The 23,474-nt window shown below is 67.0% G+C and carries 19 protein-coding genes; 1 reads left to right on the forward strand and 18 read right to left on the reverse strand.

The features are described 5' to 3' along the window. Positions 1 to 41 precede the first annotated feature (41 nt). From rpsS to OHS71_RS17080, 11 genes are all read right to left on the reverse strand, one after another. Positions 42 to 323 (reverse strand): 30S ribosomal protein S19, encoded by a 282-nt coding sequence (gene rpsS / locus OHS71_RS17030; protein WP_307164915.1) that lies wholly within the window; start codon positions 321 to 323, stop codon positions 42 to 44. A gap of 12 nt (positions 324 to 335) precedes the next feature. Next, a complete protein-coding gene (rplB, locus tag OHS71_RS17035; protein WP_328480231.1) occupies positions 336 to 1,172 on the reverse strand; it encodes a 50S ribosomal protein L2 in 837 nt (278 codons plus the stop codon). 40 nt (positions 1,173 to 1,212) lie between these two features. After that, entirely contained in the window at positions 1,213 to 1,632 is a 420-nt protein-coding gene (rplW, locus tag OHS71_RS17040) for a 50S ribosomal protein L23 (RefSeq protein ID WP_328480232.1), read from the reverse strand. Next, positions 1,632 to 2,288, reverse strand: a complete 657-nt coding sequence (rplD, locus tag OHS71_RS17045; protein WP_328480233.1) for a 50S ribosomal protein L4 — start codon at positions 2,286 to 2,288, stop codon at positions 1,632 to 1,634. Before rplD ends, rplW begins: the two co-directional genes overlap by 1 nt. 7 nt (positions 2,289 to 2,295) lie before the next feature. Continuing rightward, positions 2,296 to 2,940: a 50S ribosomal protein L3 gene (rplC, locus tag OHS71_RS17050; RefSeq protein WP_328480234.1), complete on the reverse strand. Its 645-nt coding sequence runs from the start codon at positions 2,938 to 2,940 to the stop codon at positions 2,296 to 2,298. A gap of 17 nt (positions 2,941 to 2,957) precedes the next feature. Beyond that, positions 2,958 to 3,266 (reverse strand): 30S ribosomal protein S10, encoded by a 309-nt coding sequence (gene rpsJ, locus OHS71_RS17055; protein WP_003948644.1) that lies wholly within the window; start codon positions 3,264 to 3,266, stop codon positions 2,958 to 2,960. 726 nt (positions 3,267 to 3,992) lie between these two features. Continuing rightward, a complete protein-coding gene (tuf, locus tag OHS71_RS17060) occupies positions 3,993 to 5,186 on the reverse strand; it encodes an elongation factor Tu (RefSeq protein WP_328480235.1) in 1,194 nt (397 codons plus the stop codon). Positions 5,187 to 5,342: 156 nt separating this feature from the next. Then, entirely contained in the window at positions 5,343 to 7,469 is a 2,127-nt protein-coding gene (fusA, locus tag OHS71_RS17065) for an elongation factor G (protein ID WP_328480236.1), read from the reverse strand. A 39-nt stretch (positions 7,470 to 7,508) separates the two neighbouring features. Beyond that, complete coding sequence (gene rpsG / locus OHS71_RS17070; RefSeq protein WP_020132641.1) at positions 7,509 to 7,979, reverse strand: 30S ribosomal protein S7; 471 nt, start codon at positions 7,977 to 7,979, stop codon at positions 7,509 to 7,511. Between the two features lie 3 nt (positions 7,980 to 7,982). After that, the gene (gene rpsL, locus OHS71_RS17075; protein WP_003948652.1) at positions 7,983 to 8,354 is read right to left on the reverse strand and encodes a 30S ribosomal protein S12; all 372 of its coding nucleotides are present in this window, start codon (positions 8,352 to 8,354) and stop codon (positions 7,983 to 7,985) included. Positions 8,355 to 8,611: 257 nt separating this feature from the next. Beyond that, positions 8,612 to 9,706, reverse strand: a complete 1,095-nt coding sequence (locus OHS71_RS17080) for a glycosyltransferase family 2 protein (protein ID WP_328480237.1) — start codon at positions 9,704 to 9,706, stop codon at positions 8,612 to 8,614. 140 nt (positions 9,707 to 9,846) lie between these two features. On the opposite strand from OHS71_RS17080, the gene OHS71_RS17085 reads away from it, so the two are divergent. Next, positions 9,847 to 11,124 (forward strand): hypothetical protein, encoded by a 1,278-nt coding sequence (locus tag OHS71_RS17085; RefSeq protein WP_328480238.1) that lies wholly within the window; start codon positions 9,847 to 9,849, stop codon positions 11,122 to 11,124. 199 nt (positions 11,125 to 11,323) lie between these two features. Here the strand turns inward: OHS71_RS17085 and OHS71_RS17090 are convergent, their stop codons facing one another. The 7 genes from OHS71_RS17090 to rplA form a co-directional block, all read right to left on the reverse strand. Then, the gene (locus OHS71_RS17090) at positions 11,324 to 15,223 is read right to left on the reverse strand and encodes a DNA-directed RNA polymerase subunit beta' (protein ID WP_328480239.1); all 3,900 of its coding nucleotides are present in this window, start codon (positions 15,221 to 15,223) and stop codon (positions 11,324 to 11,326) included. Positions 15,224 to 15,320: 97 nt separating this feature from the next. After that, positions 15,321 to 18,806 (reverse strand): DNA-directed RNA polymerase subunit beta, encoded by a 3,486-nt coding sequence (rpoB, locus tag OHS71_RS17095; protein ID WP_328480240.1) that lies wholly within the window; start codon positions 18,804 to 18,806, stop codon positions 15,321 to 15,323. A 556-nt stretch (positions 18,807 to 19,362) separates the two neighbouring features. Next, positions 19,363 to 19,749 (reverse strand): 50S ribosomal protein L7/L12, encoded by a 387-nt coding sequence (gene rplL / locus OHS71_RS17100; protein ID WP_328480241.1) that lies wholly within the window; start codon positions 19,747 to 19,749, stop codon positions 19,363 to 19,365. Positions 19,750 to 19,860: 111 nt separating this feature from the next. Further along, entirely contained in the window at positions 19,861 to 20,391 is a 531-nt protein-coding gene (gene rplJ, locus OHS71_RS17105; RefSeq protein WP_328480242.1) for a 50S ribosomal protein L10, read from the reverse strand. Positions 20,392 to 20,711: 320 nt separating this feature from the next. Further along, positions 20,712 to 21,527, reverse strand: coding sequence for a hypothetical protein (locus OHS71_RS17110; RefSeq protein WP_328480243.1), 816 nt, complete (start codon positions 21,525 to 21,527; stop codon positions 20,712 to 20,714). A gap of 93 nt (positions 21,528 to 21,620) precedes the next feature. Then, a complete protein-coding gene (locus tag OHS71_RS17115) occupies positions 21,621 to 22,538 on the reverse strand; it encodes a hypothetical protein (RefSeq protein WP_328480244.1) in 918 nt (305 codons plus the stop codon). Positions 22,539 to 22,685: 147 nt separating this feature from the next. Further along, a complete protein-coding gene (gene rplA, locus OHS71_RS17120; protein ID WP_328480245.1) occupies positions 22,686 to 23,411 on the reverse strand; it encodes a 50S ribosomal protein L1 in 726 nt (241 codons plus the stop codon). Between the last annotated feature and the right edge of the window lie 63 nt (positions 23,412 to 23,474).

The following is a 23,474-nucleotide window of genomic DNA, read 5'->3' on the forward strand; positions in this document are numbered from 1 at the left end:
GGTTGTCCTTCCAGTGTCTGTCATGGTCATTCCACCCCGCGTTAGCGGCGCTTCGACTTCCGGTCGTCCTTGACGTGACCCCGGAAGGTGCGCGTCGGCGAGAACTCGCCGAGCTTGTGGCCGACCATCGACTCGGTGACAAACACCGGAATGTGGGTCTTGCCGTTGTGCACCGCGATCGTGTGACCCAGCATGGCCGGGGTGATCATCGAGCGACGGGACCAGGTCTTGATGACGTTCTTGGAACCGGCTTCGTTCTGGGCGTCCACCTTCTTTACGAGGTGTCCGTCGACGAAGGGCCCCTTCTTGAGACTGCGCGGCATCTAAACCCGCTCCTAGCGCTTCTTGTTCGTCTTGCGGCGGCGGACGATGTACTTGTTCGAAGCCTTCTTCGGCGAACGAGTACGACCCTCCTTCTGACCCCAGGGGCTGACCGGGTGGCGACCACCGGAGGTCTTGCCCTCACCACCACCGTGGGGGTGGTCAACCGGGTTCATCGCCACACCGCGAACGGTCGGGCGGACGCCCAGCCAGCGCTTGCGGCCGGCCTTGCCCCAGTTGATGTTGCTCTGCTCGGCGTTGCCGACCTCGCCGACCGTGGCGCGGCAGCGCTGGTCGACCAGGCGGATCTCACCGGACGGCATGCGGAGGTGGGCCATGGTGCCCTCCTTCGCGAGCAGCTGCACGGAGGCACCGGCCGAGCGGGCGAACTTGGCGCCGCCACCGGGACGGATCTCGATCGCGTGGATCGTGGTACCGACCGGGATGTTGCGGAGCGCCAGGTTGTTGCCCGGCTTGATGTCGGCCCCGGGACCGTTCTCGACGCGGTCGCCCTGCGACAGGTTGCGCGGGGCGAGGATGTAGCGCTTCTCGCCGTCGGCGTAGTGCAGCAGCGCGATGCGCGCGGTGCGGTTGGGGTCGTACTCGATGTGCGCGACCTTCGCCGGCACGCCGTCCTTGTCGTGACGACGGAAGTCGATCACTCGGAAGGCGCGCTTGTGTCCGCCACCCTGGTGGCGAACGGTCACACGACCGGCGTTGTTACGGCCGCCCTTGCTGTGCAGCGGGCGGACCAGCGACTTCTCCGGCGTGGACCGCGTGACCTCGACGAAGTCGGCGACGCTGGAGCCACGACGGCCCGGCGTAGTCGGCTTGTACTTGCGGATTCCCATTTTTCAGTCCTCGTCCGATATCGGACGATCCGGACCGCCCTCAGGCGGTCGGACCGCCGAAGATGTCGATACGGTCGCCCTCAGCAAGGGTCACGATCGCGCGCTTCGTGCCGGCACGCTGACCGAAACCGGTCTTCGTGCGCTTGCGCTTGCCGATGCGGTTGATCGTGTTGACCCCGGTGACCTTGACCGAGAAGACCGCCTGGACGGCCTGCTTGATCTGGGTCTTGTTGGCGCCGGGCGCAACGATGAAGGTGTACTTGCCTTCGTCGAGGAGCGCGTAGCTCTTCTCCGACACGACCGGCTTCAGCAGCACGTCACGGTGGTCCGTGAACGACTTGCTGGGCGCGGTGACGACGGTGTTCTTGCCTTCGGTGGCGTGACGCTTCGCCTTGGCGACGCGCGCGGCCTTGGCGACCTTGGCCGCCTTGGAGGCGATGCTCGGGTGACGCGTAGCCATCAGGCGTCACTCCCTTCGGAGTCGTTGGCCTTCGGGCCGGCGACGAAGGACTCGAGAGCGGCCTGGGTGAAGACCACGTCGTCCGAGACGATCACGTCGTACGTGTTCAGCTGGCCCGGCTCCAGGATGTGCACCTGGGGCAGGTTGCGGGCGGACAGCCACGCGGCCTCGTCGGCGCGGTCGACGACCAGGAGCAGGTTCTTGCGCTCCGAGATCTTGCCGAACAGCGTCCGAGCGGCCTTCGTGGAAGGAGCCTCGCCCTCGATCACGCCGGTGACGACGTGAATGCGGTTGTGGCGGGCCCGGTCGGTGAGGGCGTGACGCAGAGCGGCAGCCTTCATCTTCTTCGGGGTCCGCTGCGAGTAGTCACGCGGCTGCGGGCCGTGGACGACGCCACCGCCGGCGAACTGCGGCGCGCGGGTCGAGCCCTGGCGCGCACGGCCGGTGCCCTTCTGACGGTAAGGCTTCTTACCGCCACCGCGAACCTCGCCGCGGGTCTTGGTCTTGTGCGTGCCCTGACGGGCAGCCGCGTTCTGCGCGACGACGACCTGGTGGATCAGCGGGATGCTGACCTTCTCCACGCCGAAGATCTCCGCGGGGAGCTCGACGCTACCGGTCTTCTCGCCTGCAGGCGAAAGGATGTCAACAGTGCTCATCGGTACCTCAGGCCCCCTTGGCCGCAGTGCGGACCAGGACGAGGCCGCCGTTCGGACCGGGGACAGCGCCCTTGATGAGCAGCAGACCCTTCTCCGCGTCAACGGCGTGGACGGTCAGGTTCTGGGTGGTGACACGCTCGTTGCCCATGCGACCCGCCATGCGGAGGCCCTTGAACACGCGGCCCGGGGTGGCGCAGCCACCGATGGAACCGGGCGAGCGGTGCTTGCGCTGGGTGCCGTGTCCGGCGCCGAGGCCCTTGAAGTTGTGACGCTTCATGACACCGGCGAAGCCCTTGCCCTTGCTCTTGCCGGTCACGTCGACCTTCACGCCGGCCTCGAACACCTCAGCGGTGATCTCCTGGCCCAGCGTGTACTCGGAGGCGTCCGCGGTGCGGATCTCGACGAGGTGGCGACGGGGGGTGACATCGGCCTTGGCGAAGTGGCCCTTGAGGGGCTTGTTCACCTTGCGCGGGTCGATCTCGCCGAAGGCGATCTGGACGGACTCGTAGCCGTCGCTGTCGTTCGAACGGACCTGGGTCACGACGTTCGGGCCGGCCTTGACGACGGTGACGGGAACAACACGGTTGTTCTCGTCCCACACCTGCGTCATGCCGAGCTTCTCGCCCAGGATGCCCTTGATCTGCTTAGCCATTCTCAGATCACCGGCCCCTAGAGCTTGATCTCGATGTCGACACCGGCCGGGAGGTCGAGTCGCATCAGAGAGTCAACGGTCTTGGGCGTCGGGTCGAGGATGTCGATCAGGCGCTTGTGCGTGCGCATCTCGAAGTGCTCGCGCGAGTCCTTGTACTTGTGCGGCGACTTGATGACGCAGTACACGTTCTTCTCAGTGGGCAGCGGCACCGGGCCCGCGACCGACGCACCAGTGCGGGTCACCGTCTCGACGATCTTCTTCGCCGAGGAGTCGATGACCTCGTGGTCGTAGGCCTTGAGCCGGATGCGGATCTTCTGTCCCGCCATGGCTACTCAGTAGTCCTGTCTCTTCTAACGCTCTGGAACCAGATGGTCCGTTCACTTCGTTCTCCGACCCACGCGGTCGGGTGTGTCGCGCTGTCGCCGACATAGATGTCCCTTGTTCGAACATCCCTGCCGGGAAAGCACGGCCCTTCCGGAACCGCAAGCCGGGGACGAAAGGTCCACCGGGTGCCTGGCCGGTGCTGCACTGACACTTCCCGAAAGATTCCCGTACGTCCGCCCCAGCGCTGCCATCAGGCAGTTAGGGCGACGAGTACTGTGGGACTCGCTTCCGGTCCTCCCGGCGGGAGGCGCGCAGCATCAACACTCAACCGAGCAACTCGGACAGTCTGCCATATGGGGCAGTCCATCCGCCAATCGAGCCGGAGACAATACCCCGGACGTGACGCAGGTCAAACGCGGAGCACGGCGAGCCGCTCCTCCCCCTTGAACAGCCGGCCCTCGGACGGGGCGTCGGGCAGGGCCCTGGTCCTCGTGGACACGCTCAGCGGCCGCTGGGGCCCCGCCAAGCCCCACCTCTCCCGCAGGCGGCGGCAACTCATTCCCCCGAGTGAATCCGCCGACCCGGGTGGACCGGGGCCCGGGTTGTCTGCTCCACGCGCGGCGCGGCCGATCGGCGCCGCCCGTGCGAAAGGGCCCGTACGACCGGAGTCGTACGGGCCCTCTCAGGTGCTCAGCTCACGCTGGAGCTACCAGGTCGATCAGCAAGAACTACTTGGTGATCTTGGTGACCTGGCCGGCGCCCACCGTGCGACCACCCTCACGGATGGCGAACTTCAGGCCCTCTTCCATGGCGATGGGCTGGATGAGCTCCACCTTCATCTCGGTGTTGTCACCCGGCATCACCATCTCGGTGCCCTCGGGGAGGGTCACCACGCCGGTCACGTCCGTCGTGCGGAAGTAGAACTGCGGACGGTAGTTGTTGAAGAACGGCGTGTGACGGCCACCCTCGTCCTTGGACAGGATGTAGGCCTGGGCCTCGAAGTCGGTGTGCGGCGTGACCGAACCCGGCTTGATGATGACCTGGCCGCGCTCGACGTCCTCGCGCTTGATGCCGCGGAGCAGCAGACCGACGTTCTCACCGGCCTGGCCCTCGTCGAGCAGCTTGCGGAACATCTCGATGCCGGTGACCGTGGTGGTGGTCTTCTCCTGCTTGATGCCGATGATGTCAACGGTCTCGTTGACCTTCAGGACACCACGCTCGATACGGCCGGTGACGACCGTACCGCGACCGGTGATCGTGAAGACGTCCTCGACGGGCATGAGGAACGGCTTGTCGACGTCACGCTCGGGGGTCGGGATGGCGTCGTCGACGGCCTGCATGAGGTCGAGAACCGACTGACCCCACTCGGCGTCGCCCTCGAGCGCCTTGAGCGCCGAGACCTTGACGACCGGCAGGTCGTCGCCCGGGAACTCGTACTCGGAGAGGAGCTCACGGACCTCGAGCTCGACGAGCTCCAGGATCTCCTCGTCGTCCACCATGTCGGCCTTGTTCAGGGCGACGACGATGTACGGAACGCCGACCTGGCGGGCCAGGAGCACGTGCTCCTTGGTCTGCGGCATCGGGCCGTCGGTGGCGGCGACCACGAGGATCGCGCCGTCCATCTGCGCGGCACCGGTGATCATGTTCTTGATGTAGTCCGCGTGACCCGGGCAGTCGACGTGGGCGTAGTGGCGGCCCTCCGTCTGGTACTCGACGTGCGCGATGGAGATGGTGATACCGCGCTGACGCTCTTCGGGAGCCTTGTCGATCTGGTCGAAGGCCGAGGCCTCGTTCAGGTCCGGGTACTTGTCGTGCAGCACCTTGGTAATGGCGGCCGTGAGGGTCGTCTTACCGTGGTCGATGTGACCGATGGTGCCGATGTTGACGTGCGGCTTAGTCCGCTCGAACTTCGCCTTCGCCACGGGGGTCCTCCTGGGAGTGGTTCTGGAACGCCTTGCTTCATCGGCGCCAGGTGATCTTTGCTGGAAAGCCCGGGTCCAGGGGGCAAACATCCGGGGATACGGCTGTTTGCCCCTTGAGGCTCCGGAGTCAAGCCTACGGCGTGTAAACCGAGTGTGTTACTCGCCCTTGGCCTTCGCGATGATCTCCTCGGCGACGTTCCGCGGAACCTCGGCGTAGGAGTCGAACTGCATCGAGTAGCTTGCGCGACCCGACGTCTTGCTGCGGAGGTCGCCGACGTAGCCGAACATCTCCGAGAGGGGCACGAGGCCCTTCACGACACGAGCACCGGCACGCTCCTCCATGGCCTGGATCTGACCACGGCGGGAGTTGATGTCGCCGATGACCTCGCCCATGTAGTCCTCGGGCGTGGTGACCTCGACGGCCATCATCGGCTCGAGCAGCACGGGGCTGGCCTTGCGCGCGGCCTCCTTGAAGGCCTGCGAGCCGGCGATCTTGAACGCGAGCTCGGAGGAGTCCACCTCGTGGTAGCCACCGTCGAGCAGGGTGACGCGCACGCCGGTCATCTCGTAACCGGCGAGGATGCCGAACTGCATGGCCTCCTGCGCACCGGCGTCGACCGAAGGGATGTACTCCTTCGGGATGCGACCACCGGTCACCTTGTTCACGAACTCGTACGAGGCGTCGCCGCCCTCGATCGGCTCGATCGCGATCTGCACCTTCGCGAACTGGCCGGTACCACCAGTCTGCTTCTTGTGCGTGTAGTCGACCCGGTCGACCGCCTTGCGGATGGTCTCGCGGTACGCGACCTGCGGCTTGCCGACGTTGGCCTCGACCTTGAACTCACGGCGCATACGGTCGACCAGCACCTCGAGGTGCAGCTCGCCCATGCCACCGATGATGGTCTGGCCGGTCTCCTCGTCCGAGTGGACCTGGAACGACGGGTCCTCCTCGGCCAGGCGCTGGATCGCGATGCCCAGCTTCTCCTGGTCGCCCTTCGACTTGGGCTCGATGGCGACCTGGATGACCGGAGCCGGGAAGTCCATGGACTCCAGGATCACGGGCTGCTTGTCGTCGCACAGCGTCTCGCCGGTCGTGGTCTGCTTCAGACCCATGACGGCGACGATGTCGCCGGCGCCGACCGCCTCGATCTCCTCACGCTTGTTCGCGTGCATGCGGTAGATCTTGCCGATGCGCTCCTTCTTGCCCTTGACGGAGTTCAGCACGGCAGTGCCGGACACCAGGCGGCCCGAGTAGACCCGGACGAAGGTGAGCTTGCCCAGGTGCGGGTCGCTCATGATCTTGAAGGCGAGGGCCGACAGCGGCTCGTCGTCGGACGGCTTGCGCTTGACGACCAGCTCCGCGTCCTTCACGTCGTGGCCCTCGATGGCCTCGACGTCCAGGGGGGAGGGGAGGTAGCGCACGACCGCGTCGAGCAGGGGCTGGACGCCCTTGTTCTTGAACGCGGTGCCACAGAACACCGGGGTGACCGTGACGCCGTCGGACTTGCCGGACGCGATGGTGATGCGACGGATCGCGGCGTACAGCTGCTCCACAGAGGGCTCCTGGCCCTCCAGGTACAGCTCCATGATCTCGTCGTCGTTCTCGGCGACGGTCTCGACGAGCTTGCCGCGGTACTCCTCGGCAGCCTCGGTGTGGGTGGCCGGGATGTCGACGACGTCGTACATCTCGCCCTTCTCCGCCTCGGCGGACCACACGAAGGCCTTCATCGTGACCAGGTCGACGACGCCCTTGAAGTCGGCTTCGGCACCGATCGGGAGCTGCATGACGATCGGAGTCGCACCCAGGCGGCTGCTGATCATGTCGACGCAGCGGTGGAACTCGGCACCGGTCCGGTCGAGCTTGTTGACGAAGCAGATACGCGGGACGCCGTAGCGGTCCGCCTGACGCCACACGGTCTCGGACTGGGGCTCGACACCCGCGACGCCGTCGAACACCGTCACGGCACCGTCGAGCACGCGGAGCGAACGCTCCACCTCGACGGTGAAGTCGACGTGGCCCGGGGTGTCGATGATGTTGATGGTGTGGTCGACATCGGCCAGCGGCCAGTGACAGGTGGTGGCAGCAGAGGTGATCGTGATGCCACGCTCCTGCTCCTGCTCCATCCAGTCCATGGTCGCGGCGCCGTCGTGGACCTCACCGATCTTGTAGGAGACGCCGGTGTAGAACAGGATCCGCTCGGTGGTGGTCGTCTTGCCCGCGTCGATGTGGGCCATGATCCCGATGTTGCGGACCTTGGCCAGGTCAAGTGAAGTGGTAGCCATGAGGCTTTCGTCTTCTCTCGGTCTCGATGTGGGTAGCGACTACCAGCGGTAGTGCGCGAAGGCCTTGTTGGACTCGGCCATCTTGTGGGTGTCCTCGCGCTTCTTCACAGCGGCGCCGAGGCCGTTGGACGCGTCGAGAAGCTCGTTGAGGAGGCGCTCGGTCATGGTCTTCTCGCGACGGGCGCGGGAGTAACCGACGAGCCAGCGCAGCGCCAGGGTGCTCGCGCGACCCGGCTTGACCTCGATCGGGACCTGGTAGGTCGCGCCACCGACACGGCGGGACTTGACCTCGATGGTCGGCTTGATGTTCTCGAGAGCGCGCTTGAGCGTGATGACCGGGTCGTTGCCGGTCTTCTCGCGCAGGCCCTCCATGGCGCCGTAGACGATGCGCTCGGCGGTGGAGCGCTTGCCGTTCAGCAGCACCTTGTTGATGAGCGACGTGACAAGAGGAGAACCGTAGACCGGGTCGATGATGACCGGGCGCTTCGGGGCAGGGCCCTTACGAGGCATTGTTTACTTCTCCTTCTTGGCGCCGTAGCGGCTGCGGGCCTGCTTGCGGTTCTTGACACCCTGGGTGTCGAGGGAACCGCGGATGATCTTGTAGCGAACACCGGGCAGGTCCTTCACACGGCCACCACGCACGAGCACGATGGAGTGCTCCTGGAGGTTGTGTCCCTCACCCGGAATGTAAGCAGTGACCTCGATACCGCTGGTCAGACGCACACGCGCGACCTTACGCAGGGCCGAGTTCGGCTTCTTCGGGGTGGTCGTGAACACACGCGTGCAGACGCCGCGACGCTGGGGCGAACCCTCGAGTGCGGGCGTCTTGTTCTTCTCGACCTTGTCCTGCCGGCCCTTCCGGACCAGCTGCTGGATCGTAGGCACTACTTCTCCGGTTTCTGTGTGCCGAATGGTGAAGCTAACCTGGAACTTCGCCGACCCACGCGGTCGGGTGTGTCGGATCCTGCGGACTTCCGCCGCTAAGCAGGAAGAGGCACAGATCACGGTGGCCGCTAGCTGGGCCCCGTGTGCGGTTGAAGACACGCACGAGGGCCAGGGCACACCCCAGGCACAAGGTCTGAGCGTACCTAGCGCATTCACTCCGGTCAAAACAGAAGCCCCGCCGCCGACACGCCGGAGGTTTACGAGCGCCGTCCCGGCCCCTGTGGTACCGGGGCCTGGGCGTTCGCCGAGCCCGTCGGCGGCGGACCCGGGGAACCCGCCGGGGACGGCACGGCGGCCGTGCGCGCCGCCCCGCCCGACGCGGTGCCGGCCGCCGTGTCCGCCGCCGTGTCGTGGCCGATGAAGTACGTCGGACGGTTCTGCACGGCCGTGTAGATGCGGCCGACGTACTCGCCGAGCAGACCCACGCAGACCAACTGGACCGCGCCGATGAACAGCACGCCGATGAAGAGGGACGTCCAGCCGGGGACGGTGTGCTGGAAGGCGTGGGCGCTCAGGGTGTAGACCATCAGCCCCAGGCAGACCAGGAACGCGAAACCGCCCAGCCAGGTGGCGATGCGCAGCGGCGCCGCGGAGAAGCCCGTGACGCTGTCGACGGCCAGCCGGATCATCCGGCCGAGCGGGTACTTGCTCTGGCCGGCCGGCCGCGGGGCGCGCTCGTAGGTGACCTCGCCGCTGGGAAAACCCAGCCAGGGCACGAGGAGCCGGTAGACGCGCTGCTGGTCCGGCAGCGCCTTCAGAGCCTCCACGGCGGCCCGGCTCAGCAGCCGGAAGTCACCGGCCTGGGCCGGCACGGAAGGCCCCGCGAGACGGCGGACGAGCCGGTAGTACAGGCCCGCCGTCCACCGCTTGAAGCCGGTGTCGCTGGCCCGGTCGGCACGGATGCCGTAGACGATGTCGAGGCTCTCGGCGCGGGCCAGCCCGAGCATCTCGGGGATCTTCTCGGGCGGGTCCTGGAGGTCGGCGTCGATGCTGACCACGTACGCGCCGTGCGCGCGGTCCAGACCCGCGGTCAGGGCGGCCTGGTGGCCGGAGTTGCGGCGCAGGCCGATGACCCGCAGTTCCGGCCAGCCGAGCCGGAAGGCGGCGAGCAGCTCGGCGGTGCGGTCGGTGCTGCCGTCGTCCACCGCGACGACCTCGTAGCCGACCCCGAGGTCCGCCAGGACCGGGCGCAACCGGCTGACCAGGGCGGGCAGGACCTCTTCCTCGTTGTACATGGGTATGACGACCGACAAGACGGTCGCCGCCGCCGTGGTGCTCGGCGCTTCGGTCACCCGTCCTCCCCCAACCTGTGGCGCACATGTGCGACTCTGTTGCGATCTTATGACCGCACTCTTATGACCAAACGTCACGATCATCCGGACAACGGTGCCGCCCCTGGATGTCCGGCGATCGGCCGAGGGGGACCCCAGCCATGAGCACGGCTTCCAGCGATACGGCGACGGACCCCGCCGTGCCCGACGGGCCGAAGGAGCGCTCCCCCGGACCGCTCCGCCTGACCCTGCCGGACGGTGTACGACCGTACCTCGCTCCGCTGCTCCTGTACGGCGTGACGAAGCTGGTGGGCCTGGGTGTGTTCGCCTGGCTCCTGGAGTGGGCCGACGAGTACCAGAAGAAGAACCCCCGCTTCGGCGGCGGCGCCCACTGGTGGGACGTCCTGGCCACCTGGGACGGCTGGTGGTACCTCCAGGTCGCCGAGAAGGGCTACGACCCCCGGCCCCTGGAGCCGCTCGCCCCGGGCGGACTGTTCACCGTCAAGCAGAACTCGGTCGCCTTCTTCCCGCTGTACCCGGGACTGATCCGGGGCGTCTCCGAGATCACCGGGCTGGGTCTGTACGGCTCCGGGATCCTGGTCTCGGTCGTCGCCTCCTTCGTCGCGGCCGCCGGCATCTACGCCGTGGTCGCGATGCTCGCCGGGGTACGGGCGGGCACGATCGCGGCCGGCCTGTGGGCGGTGGTGCCCGGCGCGGGCGTGGAGTGGGCGCTCTACTCGGAGTCGGTCTTCGTCGCCATCGCCTCCTGGTGCTGCTACTGCGTGATGAAGCGGCGGTGGGTGGCGGCGGGCCTGCTCGCCTTCGTGGCCGGGCTCAACCGGCCGACGTCCGCCGCGCTCATCGGCGCGGTCGGACTGGCCGCGATCGTCACCCTGGCCCGGCGGGAGAGCCGGCGCGAGCACGGGGTCTCGGGGCCCCTGTACGCCATGTTCGCCGCACCGCTCGGCCTGCTCACCTACGTCACCTGGGTCGGACTCGGCATGGGCGACCTCACCGCGTACTTCACGCTCCAGCGCGAAGGGTGGGCGCACTACTTCGACTTCGGCTCCTACACCCTCGACGTGCTGGCCAACACGGCGGTCGGTCGCCACGACTACCTGTTCGCGTTCTCCGTCCCCGACCTCCTCGGCGTCCAGCTGGTGCTGGCGCTGCCTTTCCTCATCGCGCTGATGCTGCGCAGGAAACCGCCGCTGGTGCTGGTGGCGTACACGCTGGCCAGCGTGATCACCGTGCTGGGCACCCAGCAGATGTTCGGCAACACGGGGCGGTACCTGCTGCCGGTCTTCCCGTTGCTGCTGGCCCCGGCGGCCGCGATGAGCCGGCTGAAGTGGCCGAGCCTGACGGTGTTCTTCGGGACGGCGGCCATCGCTTCGGGGTGGTACGCGCACTACGTCATCTTCGAGCTGGGGATCCCGTGACCCACCGCGGGCCACCGCGACCGCGAGCGGCGTCCGGGCGCCCCCGAGGCTCTCACCTGAGTGCCGGGCGCCCATGACCGCCATGCAGCCCCGTAGGCCCTGAGAGCGCCGCCAGGGGCCTCCCCCCGCCGGACACGCCGAAGGGCGGCCACCCCGTACGCAACGGGGTGACCGCCCTTCAGTACTTCAGACGTACGCCTTACTGGTTGTACGGACCGTAGTCGTAGTCCTCCAGCGGAACGGCCTGGCCGGAGCCGGTGCCGAACGGCGAGTAGTCGATGTCGTCGTAGCCGACGGCCGAGTACATCGCGGCCTTGGCCTCCTCGGTCGGCTCGACCCGGATGTTGCGGTAGCGGGACAGACCCGTACCGGCCGGGATGAGCTTACCGATGATGACGTTCTCCTTGAGGCCGATCAGGGAGTCGGACTTGGCGTTGATCGCCGCGTCCGTCAGCACCCTGGTCGTCTCCTGGAAGGACGCCGCCGACAGCCAGGACTCCGTGGCCAGCGAGGCCTTGGTGATACCCATGAGCTGCGGACGACCGGAGGCCGGGTGACCGCCCTCCTGCACCACACGACGGTTCTCGACCTCGAACTTCGAGCGCTCGACGAGTTCGCCGGGCAGCAGCTCGGCGTCGCCGGACTCGATGATCGTCACCCGGCGCAGCATCTGCCGGATGATGATCTCGATGTGCTTGTCGTGGATCGACACACCCTGCGAGTTGTAGACCTTCTGGACCTCGCCGACCAGGTGGACCTGGACGGCACGCTGACCCAGGATGCGCAGCACGTCGTGCGGGTTGGTGGCACCCACGGTGAGCTTCTGGCCCACCTCGACGTGCTCGCCCTCGCTGACCAGGAGACGGGCGCGCTTCGAGATCGGGAACGCCGTCTCGTCGCTGCCGTCGTCCGGCGTGATGACGATCTTCTTGGTCTTCTCGGTCTCCTCGATCCGCACGCGGCCCTGGGCCTCGGAGATCGGGGCGACACCCTTCGGGGTACGGGCCTCGAAGAGCTCGACGACACGCGGCAGACCCTGGGTGATGTCGTCACCGGCCACACCACCGGTGTGGAAGGTACGCATCGTCAGCTGGGTACCGGGCTCACCGATGGACTGGGCGGCGATGATGCCGACCGCCTCACCGATGTCGACCAGCTTGCCGGTGGCCAGCGAACGGCCGTAGCACATGGCGCAGGTGCCGACCTGGGACTCACAGGTCAGGATCGAACGGGTCTTGACCTCCTCGACACCGTGACGCACCAGCTGGTCGATGAGCACGTCGCCCAGGTCCACGTTGGCCGGCGCGATCACCTTGCCGTCGATGACGACGTCCTCGGCGAGCATGCGGGCGTAGACGCTGGTCTCGACGTCCTCGGCCTTGCGCAGCACGCCGGCCTCGTCGTGCGAGGCGATCCGCAGCTTCAGACCGCGCTCGGTGCCACAGTCCTCCTCGCGGATGATGACGTCCTGCGAGACGTCCACCAGACGACGGGTCAGGTAACCCGAGTCGGCGGTACGCAGGGCGGTGTCGGCCAGACCCTTACGGGCACCGTGCGTCGAGATGAAGTACTCGAGGACGGACAGGCCCTCACGGAACGAGGCCTTGATCGGACGCGGGATGGTCTCGTTCTTCGCGTTCGACACCAGACCACGCATACCGGCGATCTGCCGCATCTGCATCATGTTTCCTCGGGCACCCGAGTCAACCATCATGAAGATGGGGTTCGTCTTGGGGAAGTTCGCGTTCATCGCCTCGGCGACCTCGTTGGTCGCCTTGGTCCAGATCGCGATGAGCTCCTGCGTGCGCTCTTCCTTGGTGATCAGACCGCGCTCGTACTGCTTCTGGACCTTCTCGTCCTGGGCCTCGTAGCCCGCGACGATGGCCTTCTTCGCCTCGGGGACGACGACGTCGGAGATGGCCACGGTGACACCGGAGCGGGTGCCCCAGTAGAAGCCGGCCGCCTTCAGGTTGTCGAGCGTCGCCGCCACGATGACCTTGGGGTAGCGCTCCGCCAGGTCGTTGACGATCTCGCCGAGCTGCTTCTTGCCCACCGAGTAGTCGACGAACGGGTAGTCCTCGGGCAGCAGCTCGTTGAAGAGCGCGCGGCCCAGGGTCGTCCGCAGGCGGAAGGTGTCACCCTGCTGCCACTCCGGCTCGCCCTCTTCGCGGGCCGGCGGGGTCCAGCCGCGCGGCGGGATGGTGCCCACCGGGAAGCGGATGTCGATCGCCGACTGCAACGCGAGCTCACCGGCGTCGAACGCCATGATCGCCTCGGCCGTGGAGCCGAACGCGCGGCCCTCGCCCTTGGTGTCACGCAGTTCACCGTCGGTGGTGAGGAAGAAGAGACCGAGGACCATGTCCTGGGTCGGCATCGTCACCGGACGGCCGTCGGCGGGCTTGAGGATGTTGTTCGAGGACAGCATCAGGATGCGGGCCTCGGCCTGCGCCTCCGCGGAGAGCGGCAGGTGGACGGCCATCTGGTCACCGTCGAAGTCCGCGTTGAACGCGGTGCAGACGAGCGGGTGGATCTGGATGGCCTTGCCCTCGACCAGCTGCGGCTCGAAGGCCTGGATGCCGAGGCGGTGCAGGGTGGGCGCACGGTTCAGCAGAACCGGGTGCTCGGCGATGACCTCTTCGAGGACGTCGTACACGACCGTGCGGCCGCGCTCCACCATGCGCTTGGCGCTCTTGATGTTCTGCGCGTGGTTCAGGTCCACCAGGCGCTTCATCACGAACGGCTTGAAGAGTTCCAGCGCCATCGCCTTCGGCAGACCGCACTGGTGCAGCTTCAGCTGCGGACCGACGACGATCACGGAACGCGCGGAGTAGTCCACACGCTTGCCGAGCAGGTTCTGACGGAATCGACCCTGCTTGCCCTTCAGCATGTCGCTGAGGGACTTCAGCGGGCGGTTACCGGGACCGGTGACCGGACGGCCACGACGACCGTTGTCGAACAGCGCGTCGACGGCCTCCTGGAGCATGCGCTTCTCGTTGTTCACGATGATCTCGGGCGCACCGAGGTCGAGAAGGCGCTTCAGGCGGTTGTTGCGGTTGATCACACGGCGGTACAGGTCGTTCAGGTCGGAGGTCGCGAAGCGGCCACCGTCCAGCTGCACCATCGGGCGGAGGTCCGGCGGGATGACCGGCACGCAGTCCAGCACCATGCCCTTGGGGCTGTTGCTGGTCTGGAGGAACGCGGAGACGACCTTGAGGCGCTTGAGCGCACGGGTCTTCTTCTGGCCCTTGCCGGTCCGGATGATCTCGCGGAGACGCTCTGCCTCCTCCTCGAGGTCGAAGGACTCCAGGCGCTTCTGCAACGCCGCGGCACCCATCGAACCGTCGAAGTACGTGCCGAAGCGGTCACGCAGCTCGCGGTAGAGCAGCTCGTCGCCCTCGAGGTCCTGGACCTTGAGGTTCTTGAAGCGGGCCCACACCTCGTCGAGACGGTCGATCTCGCGCTGGGCGCGGTCGCGCAGCTGCTTCATCTCGCGCTCGGCACCTTCGCGCACCTTGCGGCGCACGTCGGCCTTGGCGCCCTCGGCCTCGAGCTCGGCCAGGTCGGTCTCGAGCTTCTTGGCGCGGGCCTCGAGGTCGGCGTCGCGACGGTTCTCGATCTGCTGACGCTCGACGGAGACGTGCGCCTCCAGCGAGGGCAGGTCACGGGTCCGGCGCTCGTCGTCGACGTACGTGATCATGTACGCCGCGAAGTAGATGACCTTCTCGAGGTCCTTGGGAGCCAGGTCGAGCAGGTAGCCCAGACGGCTCGGGACACCCTTGAAGTACCAGATGTGCGTCACGGGAGCGGCGAGCTCGATGTGGCCCATCCGCTCACGACGCACCTTGGCGCGGGTCACCTCGACGCCGCAGCGCTCACAGATGATGCCCTTGAAGCGGACACGCTTGTACTTGCCGCAGTAGCACTCCCAGTCCCGGGTCGGACCGAAGATCTTCTCGCAGAAGAGTCCGTCCTTTTCGGGCTTGAGCGTGCGGTAGTTGATGGTCTCGGGCTTCTTGACCTCGCCGTGGCTCCACTGACGGATGTCGTCAGCGGTAGCCAGACCGATCCGGAGCTCGTCGAAGAAGTTGACGTCGAGCACTATGCGTCAATCCCTCTCAGGGTTGTAAGTCTTGGGGTCTGATACGGGGGTCCTGGGGCCGGCGGGGCTCAACGTCGTGAGCCCCGCCGAACTCCCGTCAGACCTCTTCGACGCTGCTCGGCTCACGCCGGGACAGGTCGATGCCGAGCTCCTCCGCAGCGCGGAAGACATCCTCGTCGGTGTCACGCATCTCGATGGACATACCGTCACTGGACAGCACCTCCACGTTCAGGCAGAGAGACTGCATCTCCTTGATGAGCACCTTGAAGGACTCGGGGATGCCGGGCTCGGGGATGTTCTCGCCCTTGACGATGGCCTCGTAGACCTTCACGCGGCCGGTGACGTCGTCGGACTTGATCGTCAGCAGCTCCTGGAGGGCGTACGCGGCGCCATAAGCCTCCAGCGCCCACACCTCCATCTCGCCGAACCGCTGACCGCCGAACTGCGCCTTACCACCCAGCGGCTGCTGGGTGATCATCGAGTACGGACCGGTCGAACGGGCGTGGAGCTTGTCGTCGACCAGGTGGTGCAGCTTCAGGATGTACATGTAGCCGACCGAGATCGGGTCCGGGAACGGCTCACCGCTACGGCCGTCGAACATCCGCGCCTTACCGGTCGGGAGCACCATGCGCTCGCCGTCGCGGTTCGGGATGGTGTGGTTCAGCAGGCCCGCGAGCTCGTCCTCACGTGCACCGTCGAAGACCGGGGTGGCCACGTTGGTACCCGGGGCGACCTGGTCGGCGCCGATGACCTGGAGACGCTGAGCCCAGTCCTCGCCGAGACCGGAGACGTCCCAGCCGCGGCTGGCGAGCCAGCCGAGGTGGATCTCCAGCACCTGTCCCGGGTTCATTCGGGACGGCACACCCAGCGGGTTGAGGATGATGTCGACCGGGGTCCCGTCCTCGAGGAACGGCATGTCCTCGATGGGCAGGATCTTGGAGATGACACCCTTGTTGCCGTGACGGCCGGCGAGCTTGTCACCGTCCGTGATCTTGCGCTTCTGCGCCACGTAGACCCGAACCAGCTGGTTCACGCCCGGCGGCAGCTCGTCGCCCTCTTCACGGTCGAAGACGCGGACGCCGATGACCTTGCCGATCTCGCCGTGCGGCACCTTCAGCGAGGTGTCACGGACCTCACGGGCCTTCTCGCCGAAGATCGCGCGCAGCAGGCGCTCCTCCGGGGTCAGCTCGGTCTCGCCCTTGGGCGTGACCTTGCCGACGAGGATGTCACCGGCGACGACCTCGGCACCGATACGGATGATGCCGCGCTCGTCGAGGTCGGCGAGGACCTCCTCGGAGACGTTCGGGATGTCCCGGGTGATCTCCTCGGGGCCGAGCTTGGTGTCACGGGCGTCGACCTCGTGCTCCTCGATGTGGATCGAGGAGAGGACGTCGTCCTGCACGAGGCGCTGCGACAGGATGATCGCGTCCTCGTAGTTGTGACCCTCCCACGGCATGAACGCCACGAGCAGGTTCTTGCCCAGGGCCATCTCGCCGTTCTCGGTGGCCGGGCCGTCGGCGAGGACCTGGCCGGTGATGATCCGGTCGCCCTCGTTGACGATGACCTTCTGGTTGACCGAGGTGCCCTGGTTGGACCGGGAGAACTTGGCCAGGCGGTACGTGATGTACGTGCCGTCGTCGTTGGTCGTGGTGATGTAGTCCGCGGAGACCTCCTGGACCACACCGTCCTTCTCGGCCCTGACCACGTCGCCGGCGTCGACGGCGGAGCGGTACTCCATGCCGGTGCCGACGAGCGGGGCCTCGCTCTTGATGAGCGGCACGGCCTGACGCATCATGTTCGCGCCCATGAGGGCACGGTTGGCGTCGTCGTGCTCGAGGAACGGGATCATGGCGGTCGCGACCGACACCATCTGGCGCGGCGAGACGTCCATGTAGTCCACGTCGTCACCGGGGACGTAGTCGACCTCGCCGCCACGGCGGCGGACCAGGACGCGGTTCTCGGTGAAGCGCAGGTCGTCGTCGAGCGTGGCGTTGGCCTGCGCGATGACGAACCGGTCCTCTTCGTCGGCCGTCAGGTAGTCGACCTCGTCGGTGACGACGCCGTCGGTGACCCGGCGGTACGGCGTCTCCACGAAGCCGAACGCGTTGACGCGGCCGTAGGAGGCGAGCGAGCCGATCAGACCGATGTTCGGGCCTTCGGGCGTCTCGATCGGGCACATGCGTCCGTAGTGGGACGGGTGCACGTCACGGACCTCGAAGCCGGCCCGCTCACGGGACAGACCACCCGGGCCGAGCGCGTTGAGACGACGCTTGTGCGTCAGACCCGACAGCGGGTTGTTCTGGTCCATGAACTGCGACAGCTGGCTGGTGCCGAAGAACTCCTTGATGGAGGCGACGACCGGCCGGATGTTGATCAGGGTCTGCGGCGTGATCGCCTCGACGTCCTGGGTCGTCATGCGCTCGCGCACGACGCGCTCCATACGCGCCAGACCCGTACGGACCTGGTTCTGGATGAGCTCGCCGACGCTGCGGATACGACGGTTGCCGAAGTGGTCGATGTCATCGGTCTCGACCATGATCGAGCGGCCGGACTCGCCGACCGTCTCGGTCTCCCCGGCGTGCAGCTTCACCAGGTACTTGATGGTCGCGATGACGTCCTCGACGGTCAGCACGCCCGCGTTGAGCGGGGCCTCGCCGCCGAGCTTCTTGTTGACCTTGTAGCGGCCGACCTTGGCCAGGTCGTAGCGCTTCGGGTTGAAGTAGAGGTTCTCGAGCAGCGTCTGCGCGGCCTCACGGGTCGGCGGCTCGCCCGGACGCAGCTTGCGGTAGATGTCCAGCAGCGCGTCGTCCTGGCCCTGGGTGTGGTCCTTCTCCAGGGTGGCGCGCATGGACTCGTACTCGCCGAACTCCTCGAGGATCTGCTCGGTGGTCCAGCCGAGAGCCTTCAGAAGGACGGTGACGGACTGCTTGCGCTTGCGGTCGATGCGCACACCGACCATGTCGCGCTTGTCGATCTCCAGCTCCAGCCAGGCACCCCGGGAGGGGATGACCTTGGCGGAGAAGATGTCCTTGTCGGACGTCTTGTCGATGGAGGAGTCGAAGTAGACACCCGGCGAACGGACCAGCTGCGACACCACGACACGCTCGGTGCCGTTGATGACGAAGGTGCCCTTGTTGGTCATGAGCGGGAAGTCGCCCATGAAGACCGTCTGGGACTTGATCTCGCCGGTCTCGTTGTTGGTGAACTCGGCCGTCACGAAGAGCGGGGCCGCGTACGTGAAGTCGCGGTCCTTGCACTCGTCGATGCTGTTCTTCGGCGGCTCGAAACGGTGGTCGCGGAACGTCAGCGACATCGACCCGGAGAAGTCCTCGATCGGGGAGATCTCCTCGAAGATCTCCTCCAGACCGGACTTGGTGGGGACGTCCTGACCGGAGTCCAGAGCGGCCTCGACGCGACCCTTCCAGGCTTCGTTGCCGAGCAGCCAGTCAAAGCTCTCGGTTTGCAGCGCGAGAAGGTTCGGAACCTCGAGGGGCTCCCGGATCTTTGCAAAGGAGATGCGCAGCGGGGCGGTGCTGGCGGCGTTGTTCGTATTCGCGATCGAGGCGTTGCGCGAGGCGGCCAAGAGGGGGTCCTTCCGAGGGCTCGGACTCACTACGCGCGTACCGGCCCCTCTCCTGCGCACAGAGACAGAAATCCCAGGTTGGGGATTGTCTGGTCGTCCGGCTCAAGTGAGGGCATGCCCCTGGTGACGGGCAGGGAACAGCTAACAGGCAGCGCAAAGGGACAGTGTAGCCACTTGGCACACCGATGTCCAATGCGTGTTACTCGAGACCCTCGTAGTTCTCAACGCCCTCGTCTGCTAGCCGTCAACGCACCCTGATACTGCCCTCTTCGCCGTCGATCCATGCCTCGGATACGGATCGTTGTGACGACGCGTCCTGAGAATTGCGCGCTGCGTGCGGTTCGTCAAGGCCCCCCTGCGCGGCGAACGGCGCTCGAGGACACGATGAAGATCACCATACCCCCCGGTCAAGGGGGTACAAGGCAACCGTGGCCGCGCTCCCAGGAACGCCGAAGAGCGACCACCCAGATGGATGATCGCTCCTCGGTGCGTGAGCGTTACAGCCCCGGAGGGACTGATTCAGCCTGCGCGTCCGGTCGTCGCCGACCGGAGGGTGTTACTTGACCTCGACGGAGGCGCCGGCGGCCTTGAGGGACTCGGCAGCCTTCTCCGCGGCCTCCTTGGCGACCTTCTCGAGGACGGGCTTCGGGGCGCCGTCGACGAGGTCCTTGGCCTCCTTCAGACCCAGGGAGGTCAGCTCGCGCACGACCTTGATGACCTGGATCTTCTTCTCGCCCGCGCCGGTGAGGACGACGTCGAACTCGTCCTGCTCCTCGACGGCGTCGGCCGGGGCGCCCGGGACGGCGGGGCCGGCAACGGCGACCGCGGCGGCGGCGGTGACGTCGAACTTCTCCTCGAACGCCTTCACGAACTCGGAGAGCTCGATGAGGGTGAGGTTCTCGAACTGCGCGAGCAGCTCTTCCTGGGACAGCTTCGTCGCCATGGTGGGCGATCCTTCCATTCAATTCGGCAGGTGCCGGATGTACATGTCGGCGGGCGTACGTTCGGCCCGCGTCGACCGAGGCCTCAGGCCGCGGTCAAAGTGCGAGCCGAGTTACTCGGCACCGCCCTGCTCGTCCTGCTTGGCGCGAAGAGCGTCCACGGTGCGGACGAGCTTCGAGGGAAGCGCCTGGAAGAGCTGCGCAGCCTGGGACTGCTTGCCCTTGAAGGCACCCGCCAGCTTGGAGAGCAGAACCTCGCGGGACTCGAGGTCCGCAAGCTTCTTGATCTCGTCGGCGGACAGCGCCTTGCCGTCAAGGACACCGCCCTTGATGACGAGGTTCGGGTTGTCCTTGGCGAAGTCACGAAGACCCTTCGCCGACTCCACCGGGTCACCGGTGATGAAGGCGACCGCCGTCGGACCGTTGAACAGGTCGTCGAGCGTCGTGATCCCGGCCTCGTTGGCCGCAATCTTGGTCAGCGTGTTCTTCACCACGGCGTACTGGGCGTTCTCACCGAGCGAACGACGCAGCGTCTTGAGCTGCGCCACGGTGAGACCCCGGTACTCGGTCAGCACGGCAGCGTTCGAGCTGCGGAACGCGTCCGTCAGCTCGGCCACCGCGGCAGCCTTGTCGGGCCTTGCCATAGAGCGTCGGCCTCCTTCCGGGTGATGAGGACCGCTCAGAAGGGGCTGGGACAACGAAACGCCCCGGCGCAGGCGCACGGGGCGTAGCTCGACCGAACGAAATCCGTGGGAGGAGTCCAGTCCGGGAGCGTATCCACTGACACCTGCGCGGGTCGTCCGCATTGCAGCGGATCCTTCGGCCACCGCCCCCTCGAACGAGAGCACGGCAACGACCAGCGGTCTTTGGCTTCTGTAGGAGCGTACGGGAACGGGTCACCGTCAAGCAAATCCGCCCGTACGGGGATGCCCGTGAGCCCGCGCGGGGCTCGCGGCCGCGGGCTTCAGCCCCGGTCCTTCTTCCGCTCCTCGGCCAGGTCCAGGGTGTCCGAGGCGGGTGGCGCCTTCACGGTCACGGGCTTGCCGAAGTCGAGGAACGTGATGGTGAGGTCGAGCTCGCCGTGCCGTCCGAGGCCCTGGGTGCGCAGCCGCCGCGTACGGTCCTCGGCGTCGGTCCACAGGTCGATGGTGAGTTCGTCGACCCCCATCTTCTCGTACTGGGCGAGACTCTTCTCGGTCCGCTGCCGGACGCTCTTGTCGTCGCCCTTGTAGGAGGCGCGGACGCCGTCGAGGGTGACGGTGCCCGTGTAGTGGGTGGTGCGGACGCCGTCGACGGTCTCGGAGCCCACCTTCCTCAGGTCCTCGGCCGCGCCGAGGTAGCCGCTCTCGTGGGACGGGTTGTCGCGGACCTTGTCGGCCGCCAAGCCGGTGTCGACCTTGAGGCCGCCGGGACGGGCCCCCGGCGCCCCGAACGTGACCCAGTGCTTGCCGTCCTGCCCCGCCTCGTCGCTGCCCAGGTAGAGCACCCCGCCGACCAGCCGGTACTCGCCCGTGCCCCGGCCGGGCCCGCTGAGCACGGTGGACTTCAGGCTCATGGCCGGCGGCTCGGTGCCGATGGCGGCCTCGGCCTCGACACGGCCCTCCTCCGGGGTGCGGCCGGTCATGCGGTAGCGCAGGGACACGGTCTGCTCAGCCTTCTCCGCGGCCCGGGCGACGGCCGCCGCGGCGGCAGCGTCACCGCCGCGCTCCACGCCTCCCCCGGCCGCACAACCGGCGACGAGCAGCCCGGACAGCCCGAGCACACCCACGTAATACCTCATCCGACTTCCCCCAGAACCCCGCACAGAGAACGCACGGTCGATGCACAGCAAGACCGTGAAGCTACCCCGGAGGACGGGGAGAGGTCCCGTGATTTACGAGCCGGCACTCGCCCCCTGCTGCTTCACCAGCTGCGAGAAGTCCGCGGTGTCGCTCGCCGGCGGCACCTCGGCGGAGACCTCGGTGCCGTAGTCGGTGTAGTACGCGGTCTGGGTGTAGGCGCCCGCCGTGGTCTGGCCCTTCTCGACCTTCTTGACCAGCAGATCGCGGTCGTCGACCCAGATGTCGACGGTCTCGGTGGTGACGCCCGCCTGCTCCAGCGTCTTCTTCAGATCGTCGAGCTGGCTCCGGTCGAGGCCGGAGTTCTTCTGCGCGAGGTCGGCCACGTCCACCGTCCCCGAGTAGTGCGTGGCCCGCTGTCCCCGCACCTTCTCCTCACCCACCTCGCGCACGTCCCCGGAGGCCAGCAGCAGCTTCACCGACTGGTTCGGGGTGGTGTTCTGCATCTGGTCCTTCAGATACGCGCCGGAGCTGCCTCCGAGACTCTCCAGGTCGTCGTACGCGTACCTGATCCAGTGCCTGCCGCCGGCCTGCCGCGCGAACGTGTCGCCCATCCTGGCGTAGTAGGCGTCGGGCAGGTAGCGGGCCTCCATCGACGGGGTGCCCATCTGACGCATCGTGTCGGCCATGGTGCCGCCGGTGTACGTGATGGTGAGGGTGCCGGTGAGGCCGTCCCCCCAGCCGAGAGCGCCGTCGGCGGTCATCGACATCACCGAACCCATGGTCGTGGCGGACTCCACCTTCGCGGAGTCGGCGCCGTCGGTGGACTTCTCGGCGGTACGCAGGGCGGCGACGGGGCTGAGCCGCGCGCTCCCGTCGTCCCCGCCCCTGCCGAAGCCGCCGGAACCGTCGGAACCCTCCGAACCGCCGGAACCGCCGCAGGCCGTCAGCCCTGTCAGTAAGGTCACCGCGGCGACCGAGAGGCCCGCCCGGCGCAGGGTCGTGCGCTTCATTCGTCCCACCCCCATGGATTCCTGTCACTGAACGCTAACGCACGGCACTGACAGTCGTACGAGGAAAAAGGCGTACGGCAAAAGGGACGAGCCCCGCACCTCGAAAGGTTGCGGGGCTCGTCACCGACTGAGGGTGAGCTGTGGGGCTCAGACCGCGGCCGGGTCCTCCTCGACGAGGAGGTTGCGGGTGCGGTTCGAGTCGACCGGAATGCCGGGGCCGATCGTGGTGCTGATCGCGGCCTTCTTGATGTACCGACCCTTGGCGGCGGACGGCTTCAGACGGAGGATCTCCTCCAGGGCCGCGCCGTAGTTCTCCACCAGCTTGGTGTCGTCGAAGGACACCTTGCCGATGATGAAGTGCAGGTTCGAGTGCTTGTCGACGCGGAACTCGATCTTGCCGCCCTTGATCTCCGTGACGGCCTTGGCCACGTCGGGGGTGACGGTGCCGGTCTTCGGGTTCGGCATCAGACCACGCGGACCGAGCACGCGGCCGAGGCGGCCGACCTTGCCCATGAGGTCCGGGGTGGCGACGACGGCGTCGAAGTCCAGACGGCCCTTCGCGACCTCGTCGATCAGTTCGTCGGAGCCGACGATGTCGGCGCCCGCGGCCTCCGCGGCCGCAGCACGGTCACCGGTCGCGAAGACCAGGACCCGGGCGGTCTTGCCGGTGCCGTGCGGCAGGTTCACGGTGCCACGGACCATCTGGTCGGCCTTGCGCGGGTCGACACCCAGGCGGAAGGCGACCTCGACGGTGCCGTCGTACTTGCTGGTGGAGGTTTCCTTGGCGAGACGGACGGCCTCGAGCGGGGCGTAGAGCTTCTCCCGGTCGACCTTGGCGTCCGCAGCGCGGAGGGACTTGCTGCGCTTGCTCACTACTGCTCCTGATGTGTTCTGAGGAGTCGTGGTACGGGCCGAGCAGGCCCTGCCACGGTGCTA

The organism is Streptomyces sp. NBC_00377, assembly GCF_036075115.1.
In the GTDB taxonomy this organism is placed as follows: domain Bacteria; phylum Actinomycetota; class Actinomycetes; order Streptomycetales; family Streptomycetaceae; genus Streptomyces.

Excerpts from the sequence above, each read along its gene's own strand:
- rpsS (WP_307164915.1), bottom strand. The coding sequence starts at position 323 with ATGCCGCGCAGTCTCAAGAAGGGGCCCTTCGTCGACGGACACCTCGTA.
- rplB (WP_328480231.1), bottom strand. The coding sequence starts at position 1,172 with ATGGGAATCCGCAAGTACAAGCCGACTACGCCGGGCCGTCGTGGCTCC.
- rplW (WP_328480232.1), bottom strand. The coding sequence starts at position 1,632 with ATGGCTACGCGTCACCCGAGCATCGCCTCCAAGGCGGCCAAGGTCGCC.
- rplD (WP_328480233.1), bottom strand. The coding sequence starts at position 2,288 with ATGAGCACTGTTGACATCCTTTCGCCTGCAGGCGAGAAGACCGGTAGC.
- rplC (WP_328480234.1), bottom strand. The coding sequence starts at position 2,940 with ATGGCTAAGCAGATCAAGGGCATCCTGGGCGAGAAGCTCGGCATGACG.
- rpsJ (WP_003948644.1), bottom strand. The coding sequence starts at position 3,266 with ATGGCGGGACAGAAGATCCGCATCCGGCTCAAGGCCTACGACCACGAG.
- fusA (WP_328480236.1), bottom strand. The coding sequence starts at position 7,469 with ATGGCTACCACTTCACTTGACCTGGCCAAGGTCCGCAACATCGGGATC.
- rpsG (WP_020132641.1), bottom strand. The coding sequence starts at position 7,979 with ATGCCTCGTAAGGGCCCTGCCCCGAAGCGCCCGGTCATCATCGACCCG.
- OHS71_RS17085 (WP_328480238.1), top strand. The coding sequence starts at position 9,847 with ATGAGCACGGCTTCCAGCGATACGGCGACGGACCCCGCCGTGCCCGAC.
- rplL (WP_328480241.1), bottom strand. The coding sequence starts at position 19,749 with ATGGCGACGAAGCTGTCCCAGGAAGAGCTGCTCGCGCAGTTCGAGAAC.
- rplJ (WP_328480242.1), bottom strand. The coding sequence starts at position 20,391 with ATGGCAAGGCCCGACAAGGCTGCCGCGGTGGCCGAGCTGACGGACGCG.
- OHS71_RS17110 (WP_328480243.1), bottom strand. The coding sequence starts at position 21,527 with ATGAGGTATTACGTGGGTGTGCTCGGGCTGTCCGGGCTGCTCGTCGCC.
- OHS71_RS17115 (WP_328480244.1), bottom strand. The coding sequence starts at position 22,538 with ATGAAGCGCACGACCCTGCGCCGGGCGGGCCTCTCGGTCGCCGCGGTG.